The following is a 19,380-nucleotide window of genomic DNA, read 5'->3' as shown; positions in this document are numbered from 1 at the left end:
AAACCAAACTCCTGCATGGATGAATCAACACACCCAAATATTGTTGTACCAGGTCATACATATATTGGTAAATCGAACCTATAAAAAACCGGACCTTGATAGAGGCCCGGTTGCTGTCTTACTACTTTTACCATATCTGTTCAACGTATTCTGGATGATCGATGAATGGATTTCGATTTCCCTGGTAATCATTAAAAATGACTTCATTTCGGTTGCGTTCAAAGTCGTCAACGGGGTCCTGCGCATGCCATTCCTTCAGCACGGAAAGCCTTCCTAAGTATGGACCGCTCGTCCCTACATAATCGGCAATTTCTAAATCCAATTCTCCCTGATCCCCTTCATAACGGACGGCCATATAGAAAATCATTCGGGCGACGTCCCCTTTTACCGCGTCGCGAGGTTCCCAGGAATCTCCGTCATAATAAGTACCCGGCGCTTCGTAAAAAGCAGATCCCCCTTCATCAAAATCCAGATTCCCGCGAGCCGAATTGACTGTTACATCTGTAGGACGAAGATGGTGGATATCTGTACCTGCACCCATCGACGTTCCGAAATCCCCATGTGACTTCGCCCAGACGTGCTCACGGTTCCAGTCATCGACATAACCACCGTTGTCATACTTGCTGTAGGACTTTCCGGAGTATAAAAGCAATACATTGTTCGAGTTTGATGGATCTTCATCTGTATGACGCAGCGCATCCCAGACGTTGGAATAAGAAAGCTCGGTATGGTCATCAATGATCTCATGCAGCGATTGTTTCAATGCATAACCGGACAAACCTTCCGCATCTTGATAGTAGCTGCCTGTGTATGTACTTCCATCGTCATCACCGCTTCCGCCATCATCCTTAGAAACTTTGGATAACGATGTCACATATTCAATTCCCTGGTGAGCGAAATAATCATCCCTCGTACCATCGATTCTAATTTTCGTCCCCATCAGCCCTGGGTTGTTTTGCAGGCCGTATTCACTACGATATTCTGAATCCAACTTCACAAAAATCATGTCGTCCACCTGAGTTTCGGAAGCATCATCCGCTACTGCTAGAGCATAATCACTCGTGAAATTGCTCTGCTCAACCGTATCAATGCCTACAGGAACCCCTACAATATACCCTTCTACCGCTACATCTGTTCCATTCGGGGTGTACAAAGCATCCCCTACGGTTATCGTTCCAGCAGCCTGAACACCATGGGAAGATAAAATAAAGACAAGACTAAAAACGAAAACAACCATCCTTTTCAAATCAAACACTCCCTTGATAGAAATTAGACCTTCGCCTACCTCTTCCATGCCCGGTCATAATTTCCTTCAGCAAACCGCAAAATTAATACAAACCTCACAGGCCTTTTACGCTGCGTATATAATAATTCCAAAATATGTATGACCTGGTACAACAAAAAAAGGAAAATTATTTTGTGAAATACTGAACAAAATGGTTGTTTTTCTAAATGAACCGTTTTATAATAAAAACATATTGAACATGTGAAATATTTCACATGTACTTTCAAGGAGGATTTACCATGAAAATTGCTGTTATTGGAAGCACTCACGCAGGTACGGCTGCGGTTACAAATATGGCGAAACTTTACCCTGAGGCAGACATTACGGTTTATGAGCGAAATGACAATGTATCCTTTTTATCTTGTGGTTTAGCGTTATACGTCGGTGGAGTCGTCAATGATCCGCAGGGGCTGTTTTATTCTTCCCCTGAAGAGCTGCAAAACCTTGGTGTGACGATGAAGATGCAGCATGACGTGGAACACATTGATACAGTCAGAAGAACGATTGAAGCTACAAACCTTGTCACAGGTGAAAAAATTCACGACACGTACGATAAGCTCATCATGACGACAGGTTCCTGGCCAGTCACCCCTCCCATCGAAGGCATCGGGCTTGATAACATCTTACTTGCGAAAAACTACCACCAGGCAAACACCATCATCGAGCGTGCGAAAGACGCGCAAAAGGTGACGGTCGTCGGCGCCGGCTATATCGGGGTCGAGCTTGTTGAAGCTTTTGAAAAAGCAGGCAAAGACGTGACACTCATCGATGGTGCAGGTCGAATCTTGAACAAATATTTAGATGAAGAGTTCACCACTATGGTTGAAAATGATTTCAAAGCACGCGGCATTGAGCTAGCTATGAACGAAACAGTCCAGCGTTTTGAAGGAACCAACGGATCTGTTTCTACCGTCACAACAAACAATGGAACGTACGAAACGGACCTTGTCATCCTTTGCGTCGGCTTCCGTCCAAACACGGATCTATTAAAAGGAAAAGTAGATATGCTTGATAACGGCGCGATTAAAGTCAATGAATATATGCAAACGAGCGACTCTGAAATTTTCGCTGCGGGTGACTGTTGTGCCGTTCCTTACAATCCGACAGGCGGACACATGTATATTCCACTTGCAACGAATGCCGTCCGTATGGGGACATTAGCCGCCCGCAATTTAATCGAACCGACGATGAAACACGTCGGAACACAAGGCACATCCGGACTTCACATTTTCGATCTAAACATGGCTTCCACTGGACTTTCGGAAACATCTGCTCAACTTTTAGGCATTTATGTGAAAAACATCACAATCGAAGACACTCATCGCCCAGCGTTTATGCCGACAGCAGAAAAAGTGATGCTGAAAGTAACGATCAACCCGGATTCCCGCCGCATCCTTGGTGCACAAGTCATTTCCAAAGCGGACGTGACACAATCCATCAACACGATGAGCGTGTGCATTCAAACAGGCATGACGATCGACGAACTAGCGTACACGGATTTCTTTTTCCAGCCCCACTTCAACCAACCGTGGAACTTCCTGAACAAAGCTGGTCTTGAAGCACAGTCCCAGGATCCACAACGACTACCTGAACTTGTATAATAAATGACCCCCATGGATTCATCCATGGGGGTTTGACTATTTTCGCTTATCCAATTCTTTTCTATATCGTTTCATCCTTCTCAAATCCTTGCCAAGCTCATCCAGCGGAATGCCATCAACAAAAGAATCCTTGAACAACATGTCAGCAAATTTTTCGTCATTGATCGACGGACCTCGTCTGACTTGATTTGCTCGGATGTCCGCTATGAACGCCACCTCCATGGGTTATTGCCTATCTATACCCTATTCATGAAAAGATAATCCTAATACTGATAACGGGAAATGATCACATCAATGACCTGGTCTATGTCTCTTTCACTCACGTCATAATTTGTGACAAACCTGACTGTAGTCGGGCCGAAGGGCACCGCAAGAATGCCGTCTCCTTCGAGCTTATGTAAAAAGGATTCGGCCGTCTCTCCCAGTCCATCCACATGAACGAGTACGATATTCGTTTCCACTTTTTCAATCTTCAGCCCTTCTACATGCTGAAGACCGTTCGCCAGCTGCCTTGCATGCGCGTGGTCCTCCGCTAGCCGGTCCACCATCTCGGTCAAGGCCACATACGCAGGTGCAGCAACCATCCCAACTTGGCGCAATCCGCCGCCGAGACGCTTTCTCCATTTTCGCGCTTTCTTAATAAAATCATAGGAACCGGCAATGATCGATCCGACCGGTGCTCCCAATCCTTTCGACAAACACACCTGCACCGTATCGGTTTGATCAGCGTACCGGTGCAATGAGATTCCAGAGGCGACAGATGCATTGAACAAGCGTGCACCATCGAGATGGACGGGTATCCCTTCTTCTCTCGCCACTTCATAAATCGCCTGCATATTTTCAAGCGGCACGACAACGCCCCCCGCTTTGTTATGCGTGTTCTCAAGGCAGATCAAGCTCGTTTCCGGAAAATGAATGTCGTCCGGCCGAATCGTGGCCTTCACATCTTCAGGGTCCATCACCCCACGTGTCCCTTGAATCGTCCGTGGCTGCACCCCAGCAAGTGCCGACATCGACGCACCTTCATATAGAAAAAGGTGGGCGTTCGCTTCCAGAAGCACTTCATCCCCAGGGCTGCAGTGGGTCAAAACGGCAATCTGGTTTCCCTGCGTGCCACTGGTCACAAACAAAGCCGCCTCTTTCCCGAGCATTTCCGACGCCTTGTCTTCAAGCTTTTTCACAGTAGGATCTTCTTCATACACATCATCCCCGACATCTGCTTCAAACGCTGCCTGACGCATCGCCATCGTCGGTTTGGTTACGGTATCACTTCTTAAGTCAATCATAAGTACCCCTCCTTTTTTTCTATTGTACGTAAATTCTTCAGCGTTTGGAAAGCAATAGCGGTGGTGGCGGATACTTAAATATCGTTGTCGAATTCTCAAGTAGTTTTGTCGAATACTAAAATAATGCTGTCGAATTCTTAAATAGTTTTGTCGAATACTAAATTTATGCTGTCGAATTCCTTAATAACTTTTCCTCTTGTACTAAAACGCTTGCAAGTGAGATACTCTTTTTCATGGTCGTATGTTAAAGAAAGAAAGGATCTTACCCATGGAACAACTAACCAACGTATTCATAGAGATTAATAGCTTTTTATGGGGACCAGTCATGCTGATTTTCCTGCTTGGGACCGGCGTATGGCTGACATTTCAACTGCGCTTCATTCAGGTCCGCTCCCTTGGACAAGGATTCAAGCAGACGTTCGCACCCCTTTTCAAAAAAGAAAAAACAGAAGGCATCCACTCCTTCAAGGCGCTTGCGACCTCAATATCCGCCCAAGTCGGGACAGGAAACCTCGCTGGTGTCGCCACCGCCATCGCAGCTGGCGGTCCCGGGGCGATTTTCTGGATGTGGATCAGCTCCTTCTTCGGGATGGCAACGATTTTCGCAGAAGCCGTTCTCGCTCAGCTTTATAAAGTGAAAAAAGGAGACCAGGTCCACGGCGGTCCTGCGTATTACATCCGGGACGGGCTTGGCAGCAAGTGGCTCGCCGGATTCTTTGCCATTGCCATCATCATCGCTCTTGGATTTGTCGGAAATATGGTCCAGTCCAATGCGATTACGACCGCGATGAACGAAGCGATGGGATCAAGTTCCACAACGCTTAACCTCGGCTTAGGAGTTGCCGTCGCCTTTTTCATAGGCCTCATTCTATTTGGAGGCATTACTCGGATTTCGTCCTTTGCAGGAAATGTCGTCCCTGTCATGGCCTTGCTCTATATCATTGGAAGCCTCATCATTATGGTGAACTTCTGGGACCAGGTTCTTCCGACACTGCAGCTCATCGTCCAAGCCGCTATCAGTCCTGAGGCAGCTGGCGGTGGTGTCCTCGGTGCCACAATCAAAGAAGCGATTCGCTACGGAATTGCACGCGGGCTCTTTTCAAATGAAGCCGGCATGGGATCGACTCCACATGCCCATGCGATCGCAAACGTCAAGCGCCCTTCCCATCAGGGACTCGTCGCGATGGTCGGCGTTTTCATCGATACCGTCATCATCTGTACTCTGACCGCCATGGTTATTTTGACTACAGATGCCCATCAAACAGATCTTCAGGGAAGTGCGATTACACAAGAAGGGTTTGCACGCGGACTCGGAGAATTCGGCATTCCATTCATCGCCATCTGCCTCTTATTCTTTGCCTTCACAACGATTCTCGGATGGGCTTATTTCGGGGAAGTGAACGTGAAGTTTTTGTTCGGTGAAAAAGGAGTTCCTTTATACCGTGGCATAGTGTTGATTTTCATTGTGGCAGGTTCGCTTGTCCAAGTGGATTTTGTGTGGCAAATGGCCGACACGTTCAATGCGCTTATGGTGCTGCCGAACTTGATTGCCATTCTTGCTTTAACTAAAATCATTAAGAAAACATGGCAGCAAGATCAACTTGACTAAAAAGACCGGCGACAGCCGGTCTTTTTTTGTAAACATCTAGTAAAAAAGGAGGGGAGGAGCTTCAGGAAAGCGTATATATAGGAGGAGGTCTTGAAAGGAGCGATCGCTATGTTATTATTTTCAATCATGCTTACCATCCATATCATCGCCGGATTCAGCGCTCTCGCCGTCTTTTGGATTCCCCTTGTAACAAAAAAAGGCGGAAACATCCACAGAAAAGTCGGCTGGGTTTACGTCACTGCCATGTACACCGTAGCAGCAACAGCTCTCTATATGGGAATTTATCGCATATTTTTCGATTATACGGTACCAGAAGCTCGAGCTTTTTCCTTTTTTCTGCTTTTCATCGCTACACTAAGTGGGGCAACGGCATGGATGGGCATCCGCGTACTGCGTTTTAAACGACGGACAGAAAAACACCGCAACGTTTACGACCTGGGAATTTCATGTTTGCTTATCCTAATGTCAGCCATCACTATAGTGGTCGGATGGATGTACGACTTTCCATTGCTTCAATACTTCCCCATCTTAGGGATCATTCTTGGCGGGGGACAATTGTATTACTGGCTGACCCCACCCCAAAATAAAATGCACTGGTATTTTGAGCACTACGGAAATTTAATTGGCTGTTCGATTGCGACTCTTACCGCCTTTACCGTCTTTGGTGCTCCACGTCTGTTGAATATATCCAGCACCAGCATCTGGTTGTGGTTGCTGCCCACCGTCGTTTTGACCCCAGTGATTTACGTGTTCAATTGGTACTACCGCAAGAAATTCAAGATTCAGAACGTGAAGAAACAGAGCGCTTAAAAGAATTCTCGATTATCGTTACCATTAGACAATTTTTGATGGGATCAAACAATGAAAAACAATAAGAAATGTTGGGGAGAACCCTGTTTACATTTATACACATGTGGAAAATATAGACTAACGAAAATAGTTACCCACAATTGTCCACAGACTTATGCACAAACCTTGTAAATTTTCTGATATTCACAGGTTTCCCCTGAATATAAACAGGTTATCCACGGAAATTATCCACATATACACAAATGGCAAATCTATATGGTGGCGAACATATTTTCTACTACCATATATGACACTTATCCAGAATACTATTCACACCCTGTGGATAACATTGGAGTGAATTTCGTAGAATTATAGCGAAATTTGACAGTGAAAAAGAGTATCCATGATTGGATACTCTTTTTGTGTGGGTTACTCTTGAGATCCCAGCGTCAGAGTGGTTGTCGCTTGCTCACCATCTCGATAATACGTGATTTCCATCTCATCCCCCGGATCTTTTTCATTGTACAAGTACTTACGTAAGTCGATGATGTCCCGTACGGATTCTCCATCAAGGGCGGTGATGACATCCAATGGCTCAAGACCTGCTTTAGCAGCTGGAGACATTTGACGAATGCTGCGGATATACAATCCACCGTCTACATCTTGTGGGAGGTTCAACGTATTGCTCCATTCAGACGTCGGTACCTCATTCAGCCCATAGGCTTCAATACCAATGTACGGACGATTCACCTGGCCGTATTGTTCCAATTCATCAATGATTGGCTTGGCTGAATCAATCGGTATAGCAAAACCGATGCCTTCGACGGCAGACTGAGCAATTTTCATCGAGTTAATCCCAATCAATTGACCATCAATGTTAATAAGTGCACCACCACTGTTTCCAGGGTTTATGGCTGCATCTGTCTGAATGACTTCTGCCTGCCAGTCTTCCATCCCATCTCCATTGAAGTCCTGAGGAATCGCCCGCTCCTTACCACTGATGATTCCTTGAGTGACTGAGCCTGCGAAACTGAGACCAAGCGGATTACCGATAGCGATGGCCGGTTCACCCACCTTCAAGTTCTCTGAAGTGCCGAGCTCAGCGACTTGTTCGACTTGATCGGCCGGCATTTTCAAAACGGCCAAATCGGTAAATAAATCTCCTCCGATCAGTTGGGCTTTGACCCTTGTTTCATCAGCAAGGACGACTTCAATTTCACTTGCCCCTTCAATGACGTGGTTGTTCGTCACGACATAAGCGGTTCCGTCTTCCTTTTTATAAATAACACCGGATCCTACTCCTGCCTGTTGGGCGGAGTCACCTTCCTGCTGCCAAAAATCCTGGCGTGTCTGCAAGTTGACCACTCCGACAACGGAAGGAGTCACTTTTTCAACCACATCGGTGATTTGCGTATTTACATCAAGCTCGACATTTTTAGTCGTTCCACCTGTCAGCTCCTGATCATCTTCAACTAGTCCACTTTCATCCTCAGGGATAGTCATATCATAGGGAAGCAGCTCGGTTTGTACCAAAGCAGGCAAAGCCAATAAGACAAGAACAGCTCCTAAAATACCTCCGACAATCGTCGGCATCACCCACCGTCTGCGCTGCTGTTTCTGCTGACGGGTAGGGGAATGATCATCATAATAACCCACGCCTCTTTCACCTTACCTTTCTTACGCTCTCCGTAAATTTCTAAGGTACTGTTTCCTTATTCTTTACCATTTAAAACCTTTTAAACCTCAAAGATTGGTGTGGCTTTCTGTGGGTCCGTATCATGCAATTCAATGTGGCGGCCCACTTCAAATCCGCGCTCTTCTAAAACATTTTTAACAGACATATGGGCCAGGTCTTTCATATTGTTATCCAGACTCAAATGCGCAAGGTAGATTCTTTTCGTCTGGTCCGTAATGATATCGGTGAGGGCCAGGGCACAATCCTCATTGGAAACGTGTCCGGAATCCCCTAATATGCGTCGTTTCACATTCCATGGGTAGCGTCCCATTCGAAGCATGCTCACATCATGATTCGATTCGAAAATGTAGGCGTCAGCACCTTCGACTGTCTTTTTTATCCGTTCAGATACATAGCCAAGATCGGTAACGAGGGCGATCTTCTTCCCGTCCTTATGGAACGTATAAAACATAGGATCTGCCGCGTCATGAGAAACGGCAAAGGATTCTACATCCAGACCCCCGAATGTCTTCGTCTCCTCCATAGAAAAGTGGAATTTCTGATCGATGGAAAGTTTGCCGATTTGCCCTTCCATCGCATTCCAAGTTTTTTCATTTGCGTAGATAGGAAGGTTGTAGCGTCTTGCCATGATACCAAGACCTTTGATGTGATCACTATGCTCATGAGTGACAAGGATTCGTGATAAGGATTGTGGGTCGATGTTCACTTGATCAAGCAACCCTTCCATTTTCTTACCACTCAAGCCAGCATCCACTAATATTCTCTCATCTCCCGATTCAATATAGAATGCGTTCCCCGTACTGCCTGAAGCAAGTACACTAAATCTCATGCTCATTCCATACACTCCATCTAATTGGTTTCTCTATTTTCATTTGCTGCCGTTTGCTCTTCTTCCGCACTTTTTAAGCCATACTCACTTTTAACATCTGAGATAAATGATTCTTCGTTGATATATTCAATGATTGTCCCGTCCAAGGTGTAGAGAAAATGATTGCGGTCTCCGTTGACCGTCACTTTCCATGTTGATGCGAACACTTGCGTCTCATTTTCTTCCCCCGCAGGCAGACTGTAACTCGTATGATAGCCAATATCCATCGATGTAATTTCATCTCCCGACTCAATAAGACCGTTATTCAACAAAATACGAATGGCACTTAAAGGTTCAATGGTGATTTCCGTGTCATCGGAGGGCCCTGAGTATTCCCCATCTTCAAAGGATAGTAAGGTTGCGACATATCCAGTCATTTCACCATCAACGATATTCACCAGCAAATATCCGTTATTGTTAAAATAAACCGTCTTATTGTTTTTTGCCTGGAAAAAGAGAGCCGCACCCGCCTCTTCATTCCAGCCCCAGTAGGAATAACGGGAAGCAAAAGGGACGACATCAGCGACAACGCTCTGGATCGTATCTTCCGTCACTTCTATCGGCTCATCAAAAGTGACTTGCAATACCTGACCGTCTTCTTTGAGCTCAACCTCTTTATCACTCTCATCCATATCTTCAATCTGACTCATCACATCATCAGGAAACGTATGCACACTCTCCGATTCAATCGGTGTAGCTTCTGGCAATTCCTCCGGGATCGCATCCTCCGAAATGGAAATGTCGTTCGCTTCCAGTTCGGTTTCAATGCTTTCAGCAACGGTGGAAATCTGTCCCACTTCATCCTCCGCTTGCTTGCTTAACAATTGCTGCAGCAGGAAAAGGTCGAGGATTAAGAAACTGATGATAAATAATGTTTTAATTTGACCCCACTGCATGTTTTACCTCCTCGTCACGAAACCTCTGCATTTTGGGACCTTTCATCTGGATATACTTTCGTCCAACCGCTGTTTGTCAACATATACCACTCAGGAATCAAGCTGTACACCAACTCGCTCCTTTGTTCTTCAAGCGTGTACATAATCTCTAAATCCCTGATTCTGGACGTTTCCAACTCACCTTCTTGTTGGAGATCCAAAAGGACTTCCTCACCGGACAAGAGGTTCGTTTGGCTTTCGTTGATACTGCTGTATTGGACGAGCGGGCGGTCATATTCCTGAATCTGTCCTTGCTGATAACTTAACTGGATGCTCGCCAACTTATAAGTATCGACGTTCTCCAGCACAGGCCGGTCATTAAAGTAAAGGCGGTAACGAACTTCATCCCGACCACTCAAAATCGAGTTCAGACGATAGTCATCCGTCCACCCCAAATGACTATTGATATCCTCCATACTTTGGACAAACAATTCATATTCCGTCAAGTTCTTCTGGTTTGCTGAGTTGGGAATCGTCAAATCATATTCCATTCTCTTATCATACTGCGTCAATCTTCGCTGGAATGTTTTGGTGATATTTTCCCCGCTATTCGTCCGTGACTTGAACACTCGCGTATTCGAAGGAAAAATATCATTCTGAATCGGTTTTACATTTACAGCTCCTGTTTGCAGCACATATTCTGATATACTCACAGGATTTTTAGGTACGTATATGTGAGAAGCATTCGTTCCATCTTCGGGGTCGATCTGCAGGACATCTGCCACACGCGACATTTCCACCAATTCATCTTTATTGTCGACTTCCTGTATGGCGCGTTCTCCAGAAGCTGCACTGATATCTGCCTGAAGTGTAATTTCGCTTCCTTCAGCATCACTATTTACGAACCACAAATCATATGAAGCACTTGAAGCAGCACTTCCCTCTTGGGAATGACGCAATAAGAATATCCGATTGAAGTTGGCTTGCAGCCCCTCCATTGGAATACTCTCGTTCACTTGAAAGATATCACTGATCACCTGTATAGGCAGATGCGCAGGAAAAATGATTTCCACAATTTCGCTATGGTTATCGACATTGATCGTTCTTGGACTCGTATCAAGGTTGGATAAGTTCCACTGCTGCATCTGTTTTTGGTAAAAAGCTGTTCGATCAATATTATCTTTGAATGTAAAATATGAATTTTGCTCATGAAAAACGACCTTATCAGGAGGAACCAGGTTCGGAATGGCCCGTTCTGATCCTATTTCTTCTAACTTCGTATCTTCAATGAACACATCCTCTTCCAACGTTTCATTTACGGGCTGATACGTCCAAAGAGCTACCGTCAACACTAAGCTGAAGGCGATGAGAATCACCAAAGTGACAGACTTCATGGTTTCTTTTTTCATGACTGTCCCCTCCGCTTCTGACTCATGAGCGGTAAAGTAAAGTGGACAGTCGTGCCCTTACCTTCACGACTTTCCGCCCATATTTTTCCATGATGAGCTTCAATCATTTCCCGGGCAATAGCAAGGCCCAGTCCGGTTCCTCCCATTTCTCTCGCACGGGATTTATCGACACGATAAAAGCGATCAAAGATTTTATCCACGGTGTCTGGAGGCATTCCAATCCCTTCATCGGTAATGCTTACCCGCAGCTGTTTCTTCGTGGAATGGGCGCTAAACCGTATGCTCCCACCTTCCGGAGAATATTTAATGGCATTGGAGATGATGTTATCCAGTACTTGTGTGATTTTATCCTTGTCAATCCACACATACATGTTTTTGTTGGACAAGTTGCGGACAAACTCTACTTTTTCATTCTTATTCATTTCAAAACGATCGATCACATGGTCAAAAAAGCTGACGAACTCAACACGATCTTTCATCAGGCTTGTTTCTTTATGATCCATTTTCGTTAACTGTAAAAGATCGTTCACTAAACGAATCATACGGTCCGTCTCATTTTGGGTCACATCGAGGAATCTTGGTGCGATATCCGGATCCTGCCATGCCCCATCGTTCAATGCTTCTATATAACTCCGCATCGTCGTCAACGGGGTACGTAGTTCGTGTGAGACATTTGAAACAAACTCTCTTCTTTCTTTTTCCACACGCTGCTGTTCGGTCACATCACTAATGACCGTGATGAAACCATTCATGTCATGGTTTTCATCTTCCACCACAGAAAAGTTGGCTTTAAGCAGAAGGTGGTTATCTTCACTGCTTAAATCAATGATCATAGACCCTGCTTCTTCCACCTCTGAGATATTTTCAACTTGATCATTCAAGTCAAGAACATCCACAAGGGATTGTCCCTGGACCTCCTCGAATGTCTGGCCAATTAGTCTCGAGGCTGGTGCATTCATTAGTGTGATGGCACCGAGCCGGTCTGTCGCAATGACACCATCCGACATATTCGAAAGCACAGAGCTCAACTTCCGGCGCTCGCCTTCTGTCGTCGCAGTAGCCAGCTTCAATTTATCATTCAAATCATTAAAGGTATGGCCTAACTGTCCGATTTCGTCATTTCCTTTTACATCGACCTTCTGGGAGAAGTCCCCTGTCGCCATAACTTGTGCCTGTCGTTTCATTTCTGTCAGAGGTTTCGTGATGGTCCTCGCCACCAAAATCCCGAGCAAAGCCGTAACCGTAATAGCTAAGACCGTCCCTTTGGCGAAAATACTGATGATTTCCCCAAGTTGTTCATAAATATCGTTCATATAAACTTCATAATAAAGAGCCCCGACAATCTCTTCTCCGGACTCATCCGTAATCGGGTTTGTACCACGGAACAGCCGGTTGTTGGTCCCTTCTTCCCGCCAAGGTTTAGGTTCTGTGGCCTCCCCAAACAAGAACACCTTCGTAATGGCGGTGTCCGTAACTTTTTTACCGATGGGAGACTGGTCGCTCGTCGTCGTAGCCGCAAGCACCTTTTGGTTGTTGTCTACAACCCAGAGTTTTCCAATATCGGTGTTGTCATCACTAAAATCATTAATAAGGCTTTGTAGATCATTATTCAAAGGCAGCGAATCTTCTCCCCGCTCTGTATTGAACGCATTTTGCAAACTGTAGGTTAAAGAATTCAGCTGTCCTTCAATGGAATTCGTAAAGTTGGTTTCCAACTGCTCTTCCAATCGATCGACAAAATAGACACCAATGACTTGGATGCCCAATAACAATAACAAAATGTATACAAGAATCAGCTTCAGCCTAACAGACTGAAAGAAACCTACTTCTTTCATAAAGGCTTAATCCTGTTCTGGGTTTCTCAAATAATACCCAACCCCACGACGGGTAACAATCCACATTGGATTACTAGGATTCTCTTCAATTTTTTCCCGCAAACGTCTTACCGTTACATCGACGGTACGGACGTCCCCATAATAGTCATAGCCCCAAACGGTTTCAAGCAAATGTTCACGAGTCATGACTTGTCCGATATGACGAGCAAGATAGTGAAGAAGTTCAAACTCACGATGAGTCAATTCAATATGATTCCCGTCACGAGTCACCGTATAAGCATCCGGGTGAATCGCCAGACGGCCGATTTCAATATCCTTCGTCTGCTGTGCACTGTCTTCAGGCTCCTGCTGTTGACGACGCAAGTTCGCCTTCACGCGCGCAATCAATTCGCGGTTGCTGAAAGGCTTGGTCACATAGTCATCTGCACCCATTTCCAGTCCAAGTACTTTATCAATCTCTGCATCTTTCGCCGTCAACATAATGATCGGCATATTATGACGCTTCCTCACTTCACGGCAGACTTCATTACCGTCTTTGTTCGGCAGCATAATATCAAGGAGAATCAATTCCGGCTCTTCTGCATCTGCTTTCGCAATCGCCTCATCTCCGTCATATGCACATACGACTTCATAACCTTCTTTTTCTAAGTTAAATTTCAATATATCCGCAATGGGTTTCTCGTCATCGACCACTAAAATTTTCTGTGCCATATTCCGTCACATCCCTTTCCTCGTCATCTTTTCTTTCTCTTATTTTAACTTATTTAATGGTAAATGTCTTATTTCACCATAAACCTCTCTCGAAATCATCCGTTTCACCTATACTTTTATCATGCCTATTTCTTAATCCTCTTACTAAATTTTGCTCCAATCAACCATCACCAGTTTTGATACGTGGCTTAGGGGGAATGAGATAAATGGTTCGCTTTCCTTGGGCGATTTGATAAAGAAAAAACCGCTATGATTGAACCATAGCGGTTAGGGTCAGGGGGACACGTGGGAAAGAGGGTTTTCGAGTGAACCTTCTTTATGGATTTCAAAATGTAGATGTACCCCTGTGGAACGTCCTGTCGTTCCCATGACACCGAGCTTTTCACCTTTTTTAACGGTCTGCCCTTTTTTGACATCAATCGAGGAGAGGTGAGCATAGGTCGTCTCGTATCCATTCCCATGATCGATCACGACTTTATTTCCGAAACTATTTCGATAGCCAGCTTCGACCACTTTGCCGTTATCAGCAGCTTTAATCGTTTTATCGGAAACACCGGCAATGTCAATCCCTTTATGGTATCGCCCCCAGCGTTCTCCCTGCTTACTGGTGATTTCTCCGCCCACAGCCGGCCAAGTGAAATCACCCGTACCTTTAGAAGGGACTTTCTTTGTTCCTTGAAGGACGATCTTCGTCACAGGTTCTTTGACGACCTCTCTTTCAACCGTCTTTTCTTTTATTTTTTCACCATTTCGGTACGTTCGTTCAATCAAAAGCTCTCTCTTTCCATCTTCCCCTTCTTGCTTCACTTCGGATTCACCTTTAAAAAGTTCATCCGTCTTTTTCATTTGTACTTTATGAGGAATCTGTTCTTCCTTTCGTTCTTTCTCGGTGATTACTACATCCACAAGCGGCTTCTGTGATTTAGCCATCATCCCCATAAATGATGTCGTTTCCGAATGACTGCTTGGATAAGGACGTCCTTCTTCCACCCTGGACACGGCTTCTTCGACTGTATGAACCTGCGAGAGCATGACCTGATCTTCTTTCATTGTGACAGGAGCCGATAAGCCGACATCCATCACCTTCGTTTCACCGATGCCCGGCAGCTCTGGAGTACCTATTTCTAATCTCTCAAGTTCTGCTTCTTCAACGTATTCTTCTTTTACGGTTTCAAGGACTTTTTCTGCCTTCTCTTCACTTGGAAGGTGAGCGACAGGCTCCCCATTGATGTGAAGGCGTACAACGTCTGCGGCAAGGGTCAATTCATTTTGAAGCGAATCCAAAACATCCGAGGATTCGTCTTTCACAGACAAAACTTTCTGCTCCTTGAATGAGACTTCTTCCATATAGGAAAGGTTCAATCCTTCATGGTTTTCTTCCGCCTCTTCCATACGCTCGCGTAATTCCGATTTGACCTCTGCTTGATTTTCTACCGTCCCCACATGTTGTTCATCTATATAAACGTGATAGACCGTCGGCAGTGAACTCTCGGCGTAGGCCGTTCCTACACCGACACTTACGACGGAAATCGCTGTGACAGCTAATTTCTTCCACATGATAATGATCCTCCTGATGCACCGTCTAAACTATTCCTAAATTAATCTATCACACGGAATATTTATAAGAAATAGATATTTAAATATGTAAAATAGATATAATATTCTTACCAAAATTACGAAATAGTAGCCATTTTTTCATATTAAAATACTCATTATAGTAAATTCCTCTATCCGATATAAGCTCCCTATTCTTGAAGACTCAGTTTCGAGACTTTTGTTGAGTGGATGGGGCTGCGGGGAATAGCTCGCTTTCCGCGGGAGCGCGTTGAGCCTCCTCAAGCTTCGCTCTGCGGGGTCTCACCATACACTTTTTTCCCGCAGGAGTCTCGCCATTCCCCTACGCCCCTTTGCCATATAAGTATCTCGAAACCACATCCGGAATAAGCTCCTTTTATGCACATGGTAATTGGAGAGGAAAAACTCCAAAGAACCTATTCTGCATGTGGTGTAGAGCGCTTTATGCTTAAAAACACCAGGATAGTAGAAGGTACCCTCCCACAGTAAAGGGGTTCGTTTCTCACATCCATTGAATGGGGTGGTTGGGAAGCTGCGAGACTCCCGTGGGAGAAAGGAGATAGGCGAGATCCCGCAGGACGAAGTCCGAGGAAGCTTGCCACTCCCCCACAGGAAAGCGAGTAGCTTCCCAGCCACCCCTGACGCTCAACCAGGCAACGAACCCCGAAACATCTCGAAACTAAGTCTTCAAGAATACTGCCATATAGTTGAATAAGAATATTAAGATATAAGAATGATTTTCCATACAAAAAAGCTTACGGAAATACTTCCGTAAACTTTTTATGGAGTGGCTCGGGACGGAATCGAACCGCCGACACACGGATTTTCAGTCCGTTGCTCTACCGACTGAGCTACCGAGCCATTATTAGTATTAAATTAAAAATCTTTCGATTGAGCCATCACTTTATTCATTATCATTCGACGATATAACCTAATGAGCACATCACATTACGTGTGTATTCGACTACTTCAAATGATATAATGAAAGTGGCGGTCCGGACGGGACTCGAACCCGCGACCTCCTGCGTGACAGGCAGGCATTCTAACCAACTGAACTACCGGACCAATACGGCTTGTTCACCGCAACGATAACTATCGTACCATACAGAATAAACGTAAGCAATAGTAATTTTACTAGAAATATAGATTTTCTCCCTGAATTCTGTTATCAAAAAGAAAGGAGGGTTTGTTTGAAAAAGGTTTTCCGCTACGTTGTTTTCGTTCTTATCCTTTTATTTGTCTCAATTATTGGTTTCTTGAAATTGAACCCGCCGCTCACCCATGGGTCGATCGGTACAACAGAAGATAAGCAAACCGTCATTGTTGCACTCGGAAACAAAAGTTTACTGGGTAGCATCCAAATCACTGATGTGTCCATCAATAACAACCAACAGCCTACAAACATCAAGATGCAGATCAGTGATTCTGAAAAAGGATTCATGATTACCGATACATACGCGCTTGTGGAAGATGCGTATGCCATCAATGAATATGAAACCATTCCACTCGCCCCGGACACATCGCCACTAGCCTCCAAAGCAATGGCTGCGTCACCTGATACCTCACCAACGACGATCTACGGATTAAGCATCACCGAAGAATCCTCGATTGAAAGTATTAAATTGACGTATCGTTTTTTTGGACTCATTTTCTTTAAAACGATCCAAGTATAAAAGACGTGCTTGAATAGGCACGTCTTTTATTTTTTCTGCTCCATTTGATTCAATAAAGAAGAAGGATCGTCGGCATCTATAAAAAGTTTACGGTTATCTTCAGGTACAAATCCTGCTTTTATTGCGTGTTCGATGAGCTGAACAAGCGGAGTGTAGTATTCTGCGATGTTGTATAGTGCGAGCGGTTTTGTATGAAGGCCGATTTGAGCCCAACTGACCGTTTCAAAAAGCTCTTCAAACGTACCGAACCCTCCCGGAAGGGCAATGAATCCGTCAGCCAGCTCACTCATCTTCGCTTTTCTTTCATGCATTGTCCCTACCTCGATCATTTCTGTTACGTAGGGGTGAACGATTTCTTTTTCAAAAAGATGGCTCGGCATAATGCCTGTCACTTTTCCTCCGCCGTCCAGCACCTGGTCGGCTAACACACCCATCAATCCACTTTTAGCACCACCATAAACCAGCTCAATGTTATTTGCGGCCAGTCTTTTTCCTAAAGCTTTCGTTTTCTCTATGAAAACTGGATCATTCCCTGCACTGGACCCAGCGAAAACACAAATGCGTTTCACGTGAAACACTCCTCCTCTTGTTCATCTATGTAAAGTTTACCCTGACTTACACTTTTTCGATTCTTATCCTTCCATGCTTTTGTAAAAAAAAGCCCGGCTGAGTACGCCAGGCTTCCATATTATTCACTGTATACGCTGCGGACAACGTTCGTTTGTGCACGGTCAGGACCAACAGAGAAAATAGACAACGGGATTCCTGTCAACTGAGACACACGCTCAATGTAATGACGTGCGTTCTCCGGAAGGTCACTCAGCGTTTCAGCGCCTGTGATATCTTCCGTCCAGCCTGGCATTTCTTCGTAAACCGGCTCACATTCGGCAAGAACTTTTAAACTTGCCGGGAACTCTTCCATGATTTCACCTTTGTACTTGTAAGCCGTACATATTTTCAATGTTTCAATCCCTGTCAGTACATCAATGGAATTCAAGGAAAGGTCGGTGATTCCACTTACACGACGGGCATGACGGACAACGACACTATCAAACCAACCGACACGTCTTGGGCGTCCCGTGGTTGTACCGTATTCTCGACCCACTTCACGGATTTGATCTCCGACTTCATTTTCAAGCTCTGTCGGGAAAGGTCCATCTCCGACACGCGTCGTATAAGCTTTCGAAACACCGACAACGTGTTTGATTTTTGATGGTCCCACACCAGAACCTATGGTTACTCCCCCCGCGATCGGGTTAGAAGAGGTAACGAAAGGATACGTCCCCTGGTCGATGTCGAGCATAACTCCCTGAGCACCTTCAAAAAGAACGCGACGCCCTTCATCCAATCCATCATTTAATACGACAGATGTATCGCATACATAGGATGCGATCTGTTGACCATATTCATAGTATTCATCCAGAATATCTTCCACCGCAAACGGTTCTGTTTCATATACTTTTTCAAAAAGACGGTTCTTCTCAGCAAGGTTCTGCTCGAGCTTTTCACGGAAGCTTTCTTTATCAAGTAAATCAGCGATACGGATACCTGTACGAGCCGCTTTGTCCATGTAGGCAGGGCCGATTCCCTTTTTGGTCGTTCCGATCTTATTCGCACCCTTCTCTTCCTCTTGAAGTGCATCTAATTTCAAGTGATATGGAAGAATCACATGAGCGCGGTTGCTGATCCGCAGATTGTCTGTGGAGACCCCTTTGTCATGTAAGTATTTCAATTCTTCAAGCAGCGCTTTCGGATCAATCACCATTCCGTTTCCAAGCACGCACGTTTTATCTTCAAAAAAGATCCCTGAAGGAATCAAGTGAAGCTTATATGTTACCCCATCAAATTTTATTGTATGACCAGCATTATTTCCGCCCTGATAACGAGCGACAACTTCGGCATTTTGTGATAGAAAATCAGTTATCTTGCCTTTTCCTTCGTCCCCCCACTGGGTTCCGACTACAACTACAGAAGACATAAGGCACCTCCGCCAAAAATTTGTTAAATATGTTATCCATCGTCAGTTTACCAATTCAGACCTTGTAAGTCAACGCTAAAACCGAACATTAAATTATAATTACAATATTATTGTTCGATTATAACTTTTAGACCTCAAGGACTCTGTTCTGATAATTTTGTGAGAGTTTTTGAGGAATTGGAACAGAGAC

The 19,380-nt window shown here is 44.9% G+C and carries 16 protein-coding genes and 2 tRNA genes; 4 read left to right on the top strand and 14 right to left on the bottom strand.

All coding sequences use genetic code 11. The features are described from left to right. Window positions 1-127 precede the first annotated feature (127 nt). On the bottom strand, window positions 128-1,237 hold the full coding sequence (locus tag DYE48_RS07080) for an endonuclease (RefSeq protein WP_244199397.1): 1,110 nt from the start codon (window positions 1,235-1,237) through the stop codon (window positions 128-130). A gap of 287 nt (window positions 1,238-1,524) precedes the next feature. Between DYE48_RS07080 and DYE48_RS07075 the strand changes: the two genes are divergently transcribed. Then, window positions 1,525-2,886, top strand: a complete 1,362-nt coding sequence (locus tag DYE48_RS07075) for an FAD-dependent oxidoreductase (RefSeq protein WP_115823018.1) — start codon at window positions 1,525-1,527, stop codon at window positions 2,884-2,886. Window positions 2,887-2,922: 36 nt separating this feature from the next. Here DYE48_RS07075 and DYE48_RS07070 read toward each other — a convergent pair whose 3' ends face one another. Both DYE48_RS07070 and ltaE read right to left on the bottom strand, forming a co-directional pair. Then, window positions 2,923-3,108 (bottom strand): hypothetical protein, encoded by a 186-nt coding sequence (locus DYE48_RS07070; protein WP_089650678.1) that lies wholly within the window; start codon window positions 3,106-3,108, stop codon window positions 2,923-2,925. Window positions 3,109-3,149: 41 nt separating this feature from the next. Continuing rightward, the gene (ltaE, locus tag DYE48_RS07065; RefSeq protein ID WP_167449460.1) at window positions 3,150-4,172 is read right to left on the bottom strand and encodes a low-specificity L-threonine aldolase; all 1,023 of its coding nucleotides are present in this window, start codon (window positions 4,170-4,172) and stop codon (window positions 3,150-3,152) included. A 268-nt stretch (window positions 4,173-4,440) separates the two neighbouring features. Here ltaE and DYE48_RS07060 point away from each other — a divergent pair, with 268 nt between their 5' ends. Both DYE48_RS07060 and DYE48_RS07055 read left to right on the top strand, forming a co-directional pair. Next, window positions 4,441-5,781 (top strand): alanine/glycine:cation symporter family protein, encoded by a 1,341-nt coding sequence (locus tag DYE48_RS07060; protein ID WP_115823017.1) that lies wholly within the window; start codon window positions 4,441-4,443, stop codon window positions 5,779-5,781. Window positions 5,782-5,889: 108 nt separating this feature from the next. Continuing rightward, window positions 5,890-6,591 carry a DUF2306 domain-containing protein gene (locus DYE48_RS07055; protein WP_115823160.1) on the top strand — a complete coding sequence of 234 codons (702 nt, stop codon included), beginning with the start codon at window positions 5,890-5,892 and terminating at the stop codon, window positions 6,589-6,591. 408 nt (window positions 6,592-6,999) lie between these two features. On the opposite strand, the gene DYE48_RS07050 is transcribed toward DYE48_RS07055, so the two are convergent. The 9 genes from DYE48_RS07050 to DYE48_RS07010 form a co-directional block, all read right to left on the bottom strand. Then, window positions 7,000-8,226 carry a S1C family serine protease gene (locus DYE48_RS07050; RefSeq protein ID WP_089650681.1) on the bottom strand — a complete coding sequence of 409 codons (1,227 nt, stop codon included), beginning with the start codon at window positions 8,224-8,226 and terminating at the stop codon, window positions 7,000-7,002. An 80-nt stretch (window positions 8,227-8,306) separates the two neighbouring features. Then, on the bottom strand, window positions 8,307-9,101 hold the full coding sequence (locus tag DYE48_RS07045; protein ID WP_115823016.1) for an MBL fold metallo-hydrolase: 795 nt from the start codon (window positions 9,099-9,101) through the stop codon (window positions 8,307-8,309). Window positions 9,102-9,115: 14 nt separating this feature from the next. Beyond that, entirely contained in the window at window positions 9,116-10,030 is a 915-nt protein-coding gene (gene yycI, locus DYE48_RS07040) for a two-component system regulatory protein YycI (RefSeq protein WP_089650683.1), read from the bottom strand. Window positions 10,031-10,044: 14 nt separating this feature from the next. Further along, complete coding sequence (locus DYE48_RS07035; protein ID WP_115823015.1) at window positions 10,045-11,418, bottom strand: YycH family regulatory protein; 1,374 nt, start codon at window positions 11,416-11,418, stop codon at window positions 10,045-10,047. Further along, window positions 11,415-13,253, bottom strand: a complete 1,839-nt coding sequence (gene walK, locus DYE48_RS07030) for a cell wall metabolism sensor histidine kinase WalK (protein WP_115823014.1) — start codon at window positions 13,251-13,253, stop codon at window positions 11,415-11,417. The genes DYE48_RS07035 and walK overlap by 4 nt, the downstream gene beginning before the upstream one ends. 6 nt (window positions 13,254-13,259) lie before the next feature. Continuing rightward, window positions 13,260-13,964: a response regulator YycF gene (gene yycF, locus DYE48_RS07025; protein WP_115823013.1), complete on the bottom strand. Its 705-nt coding sequence runs from the start codon at window positions 13,962-13,964 to the stop codon at window positions 13,260-13,262. A 273-nt stretch (window positions 13,965-14,237) separates the two neighbouring features. Continuing rightward, on the bottom strand, window positions 14,238-15,521 hold the full coding sequence (locus DYE48_RS21475; protein WP_115823012.1) for a peptidoglycan DD-metalloendopeptidase family protein: 1,284 nt from the start codon (window positions 15,519-15,521) through the stop codon (window positions 14,238-14,240). 806 nt (window positions 15,522-16,327) lie between these two features. Continuing rightward, window positions 16,328-16,400, bottom strand: a tRNA-Phe gene (locus tag DYE48_RS07015). A gap of 127 nt (window positions 16,401-16,527) precedes the next feature. Next, window positions 16,528-16,604: transfer RNA gene (locus tag DYE48_RS07010), tRNA-Asp, on the bottom strand. A gap of 125 nt (window positions 16,605-16,729) precedes the next feature. Here DYE48_RS07010 and DYE48_RS07005 point away from each other — a divergent pair. Continuing rightward, window positions 16,730-17,212, top strand: coding sequence for a hypothetical protein (locus DYE48_RS07005; protein WP_115823011.1), 483 nt, complete (start codon window positions 16,730-16,732; stop codon window positions 17,210-17,212). Between the two features lie 26 nt (window positions 17,213-17,238). Here the strand turns inward: DYE48_RS07005 and DYE48_RS07000 are convergent, their stop codons facing one another. Together DYE48_RS07000 and DYE48_RS06995 are read right to left on the bottom strand one after the other, a co-directional pair. Next, on the bottom strand, window positions 17,239-17,781 hold the full coding sequence (locus DYE48_RS07000; RefSeq protein ID WP_115823010.1) for an LOG family protein: 543 nt from the start codon (window positions 17,779-17,781) through the stop codon (window positions 17,239-17,241). A 119-nt stretch (window positions 17,782-17,900) separates the two neighbouring features. Then, a complete protein-coding gene (locus DYE48_RS06995; RefSeq protein WP_115823009.1) occupies window positions 17,901-19,190 on the bottom strand; it encodes an adenylosuccinate synthase in 1,290 nt (429 codons plus the stop codon). Window positions 19,191-19,380: the final 190 nt, after the last annotated feature.

Source organism: Halobacillus trueperi, assembly GCF_003386945.1.
Lineage (GTDB): Bacteria > Bacillota > Bacilli > Bacillales > Halobacillaceae > Halobacillus > Halobacillus aidingensis.
This window is presented reverse-complemented; position numbering and strand designations above follow the sequence as displayed.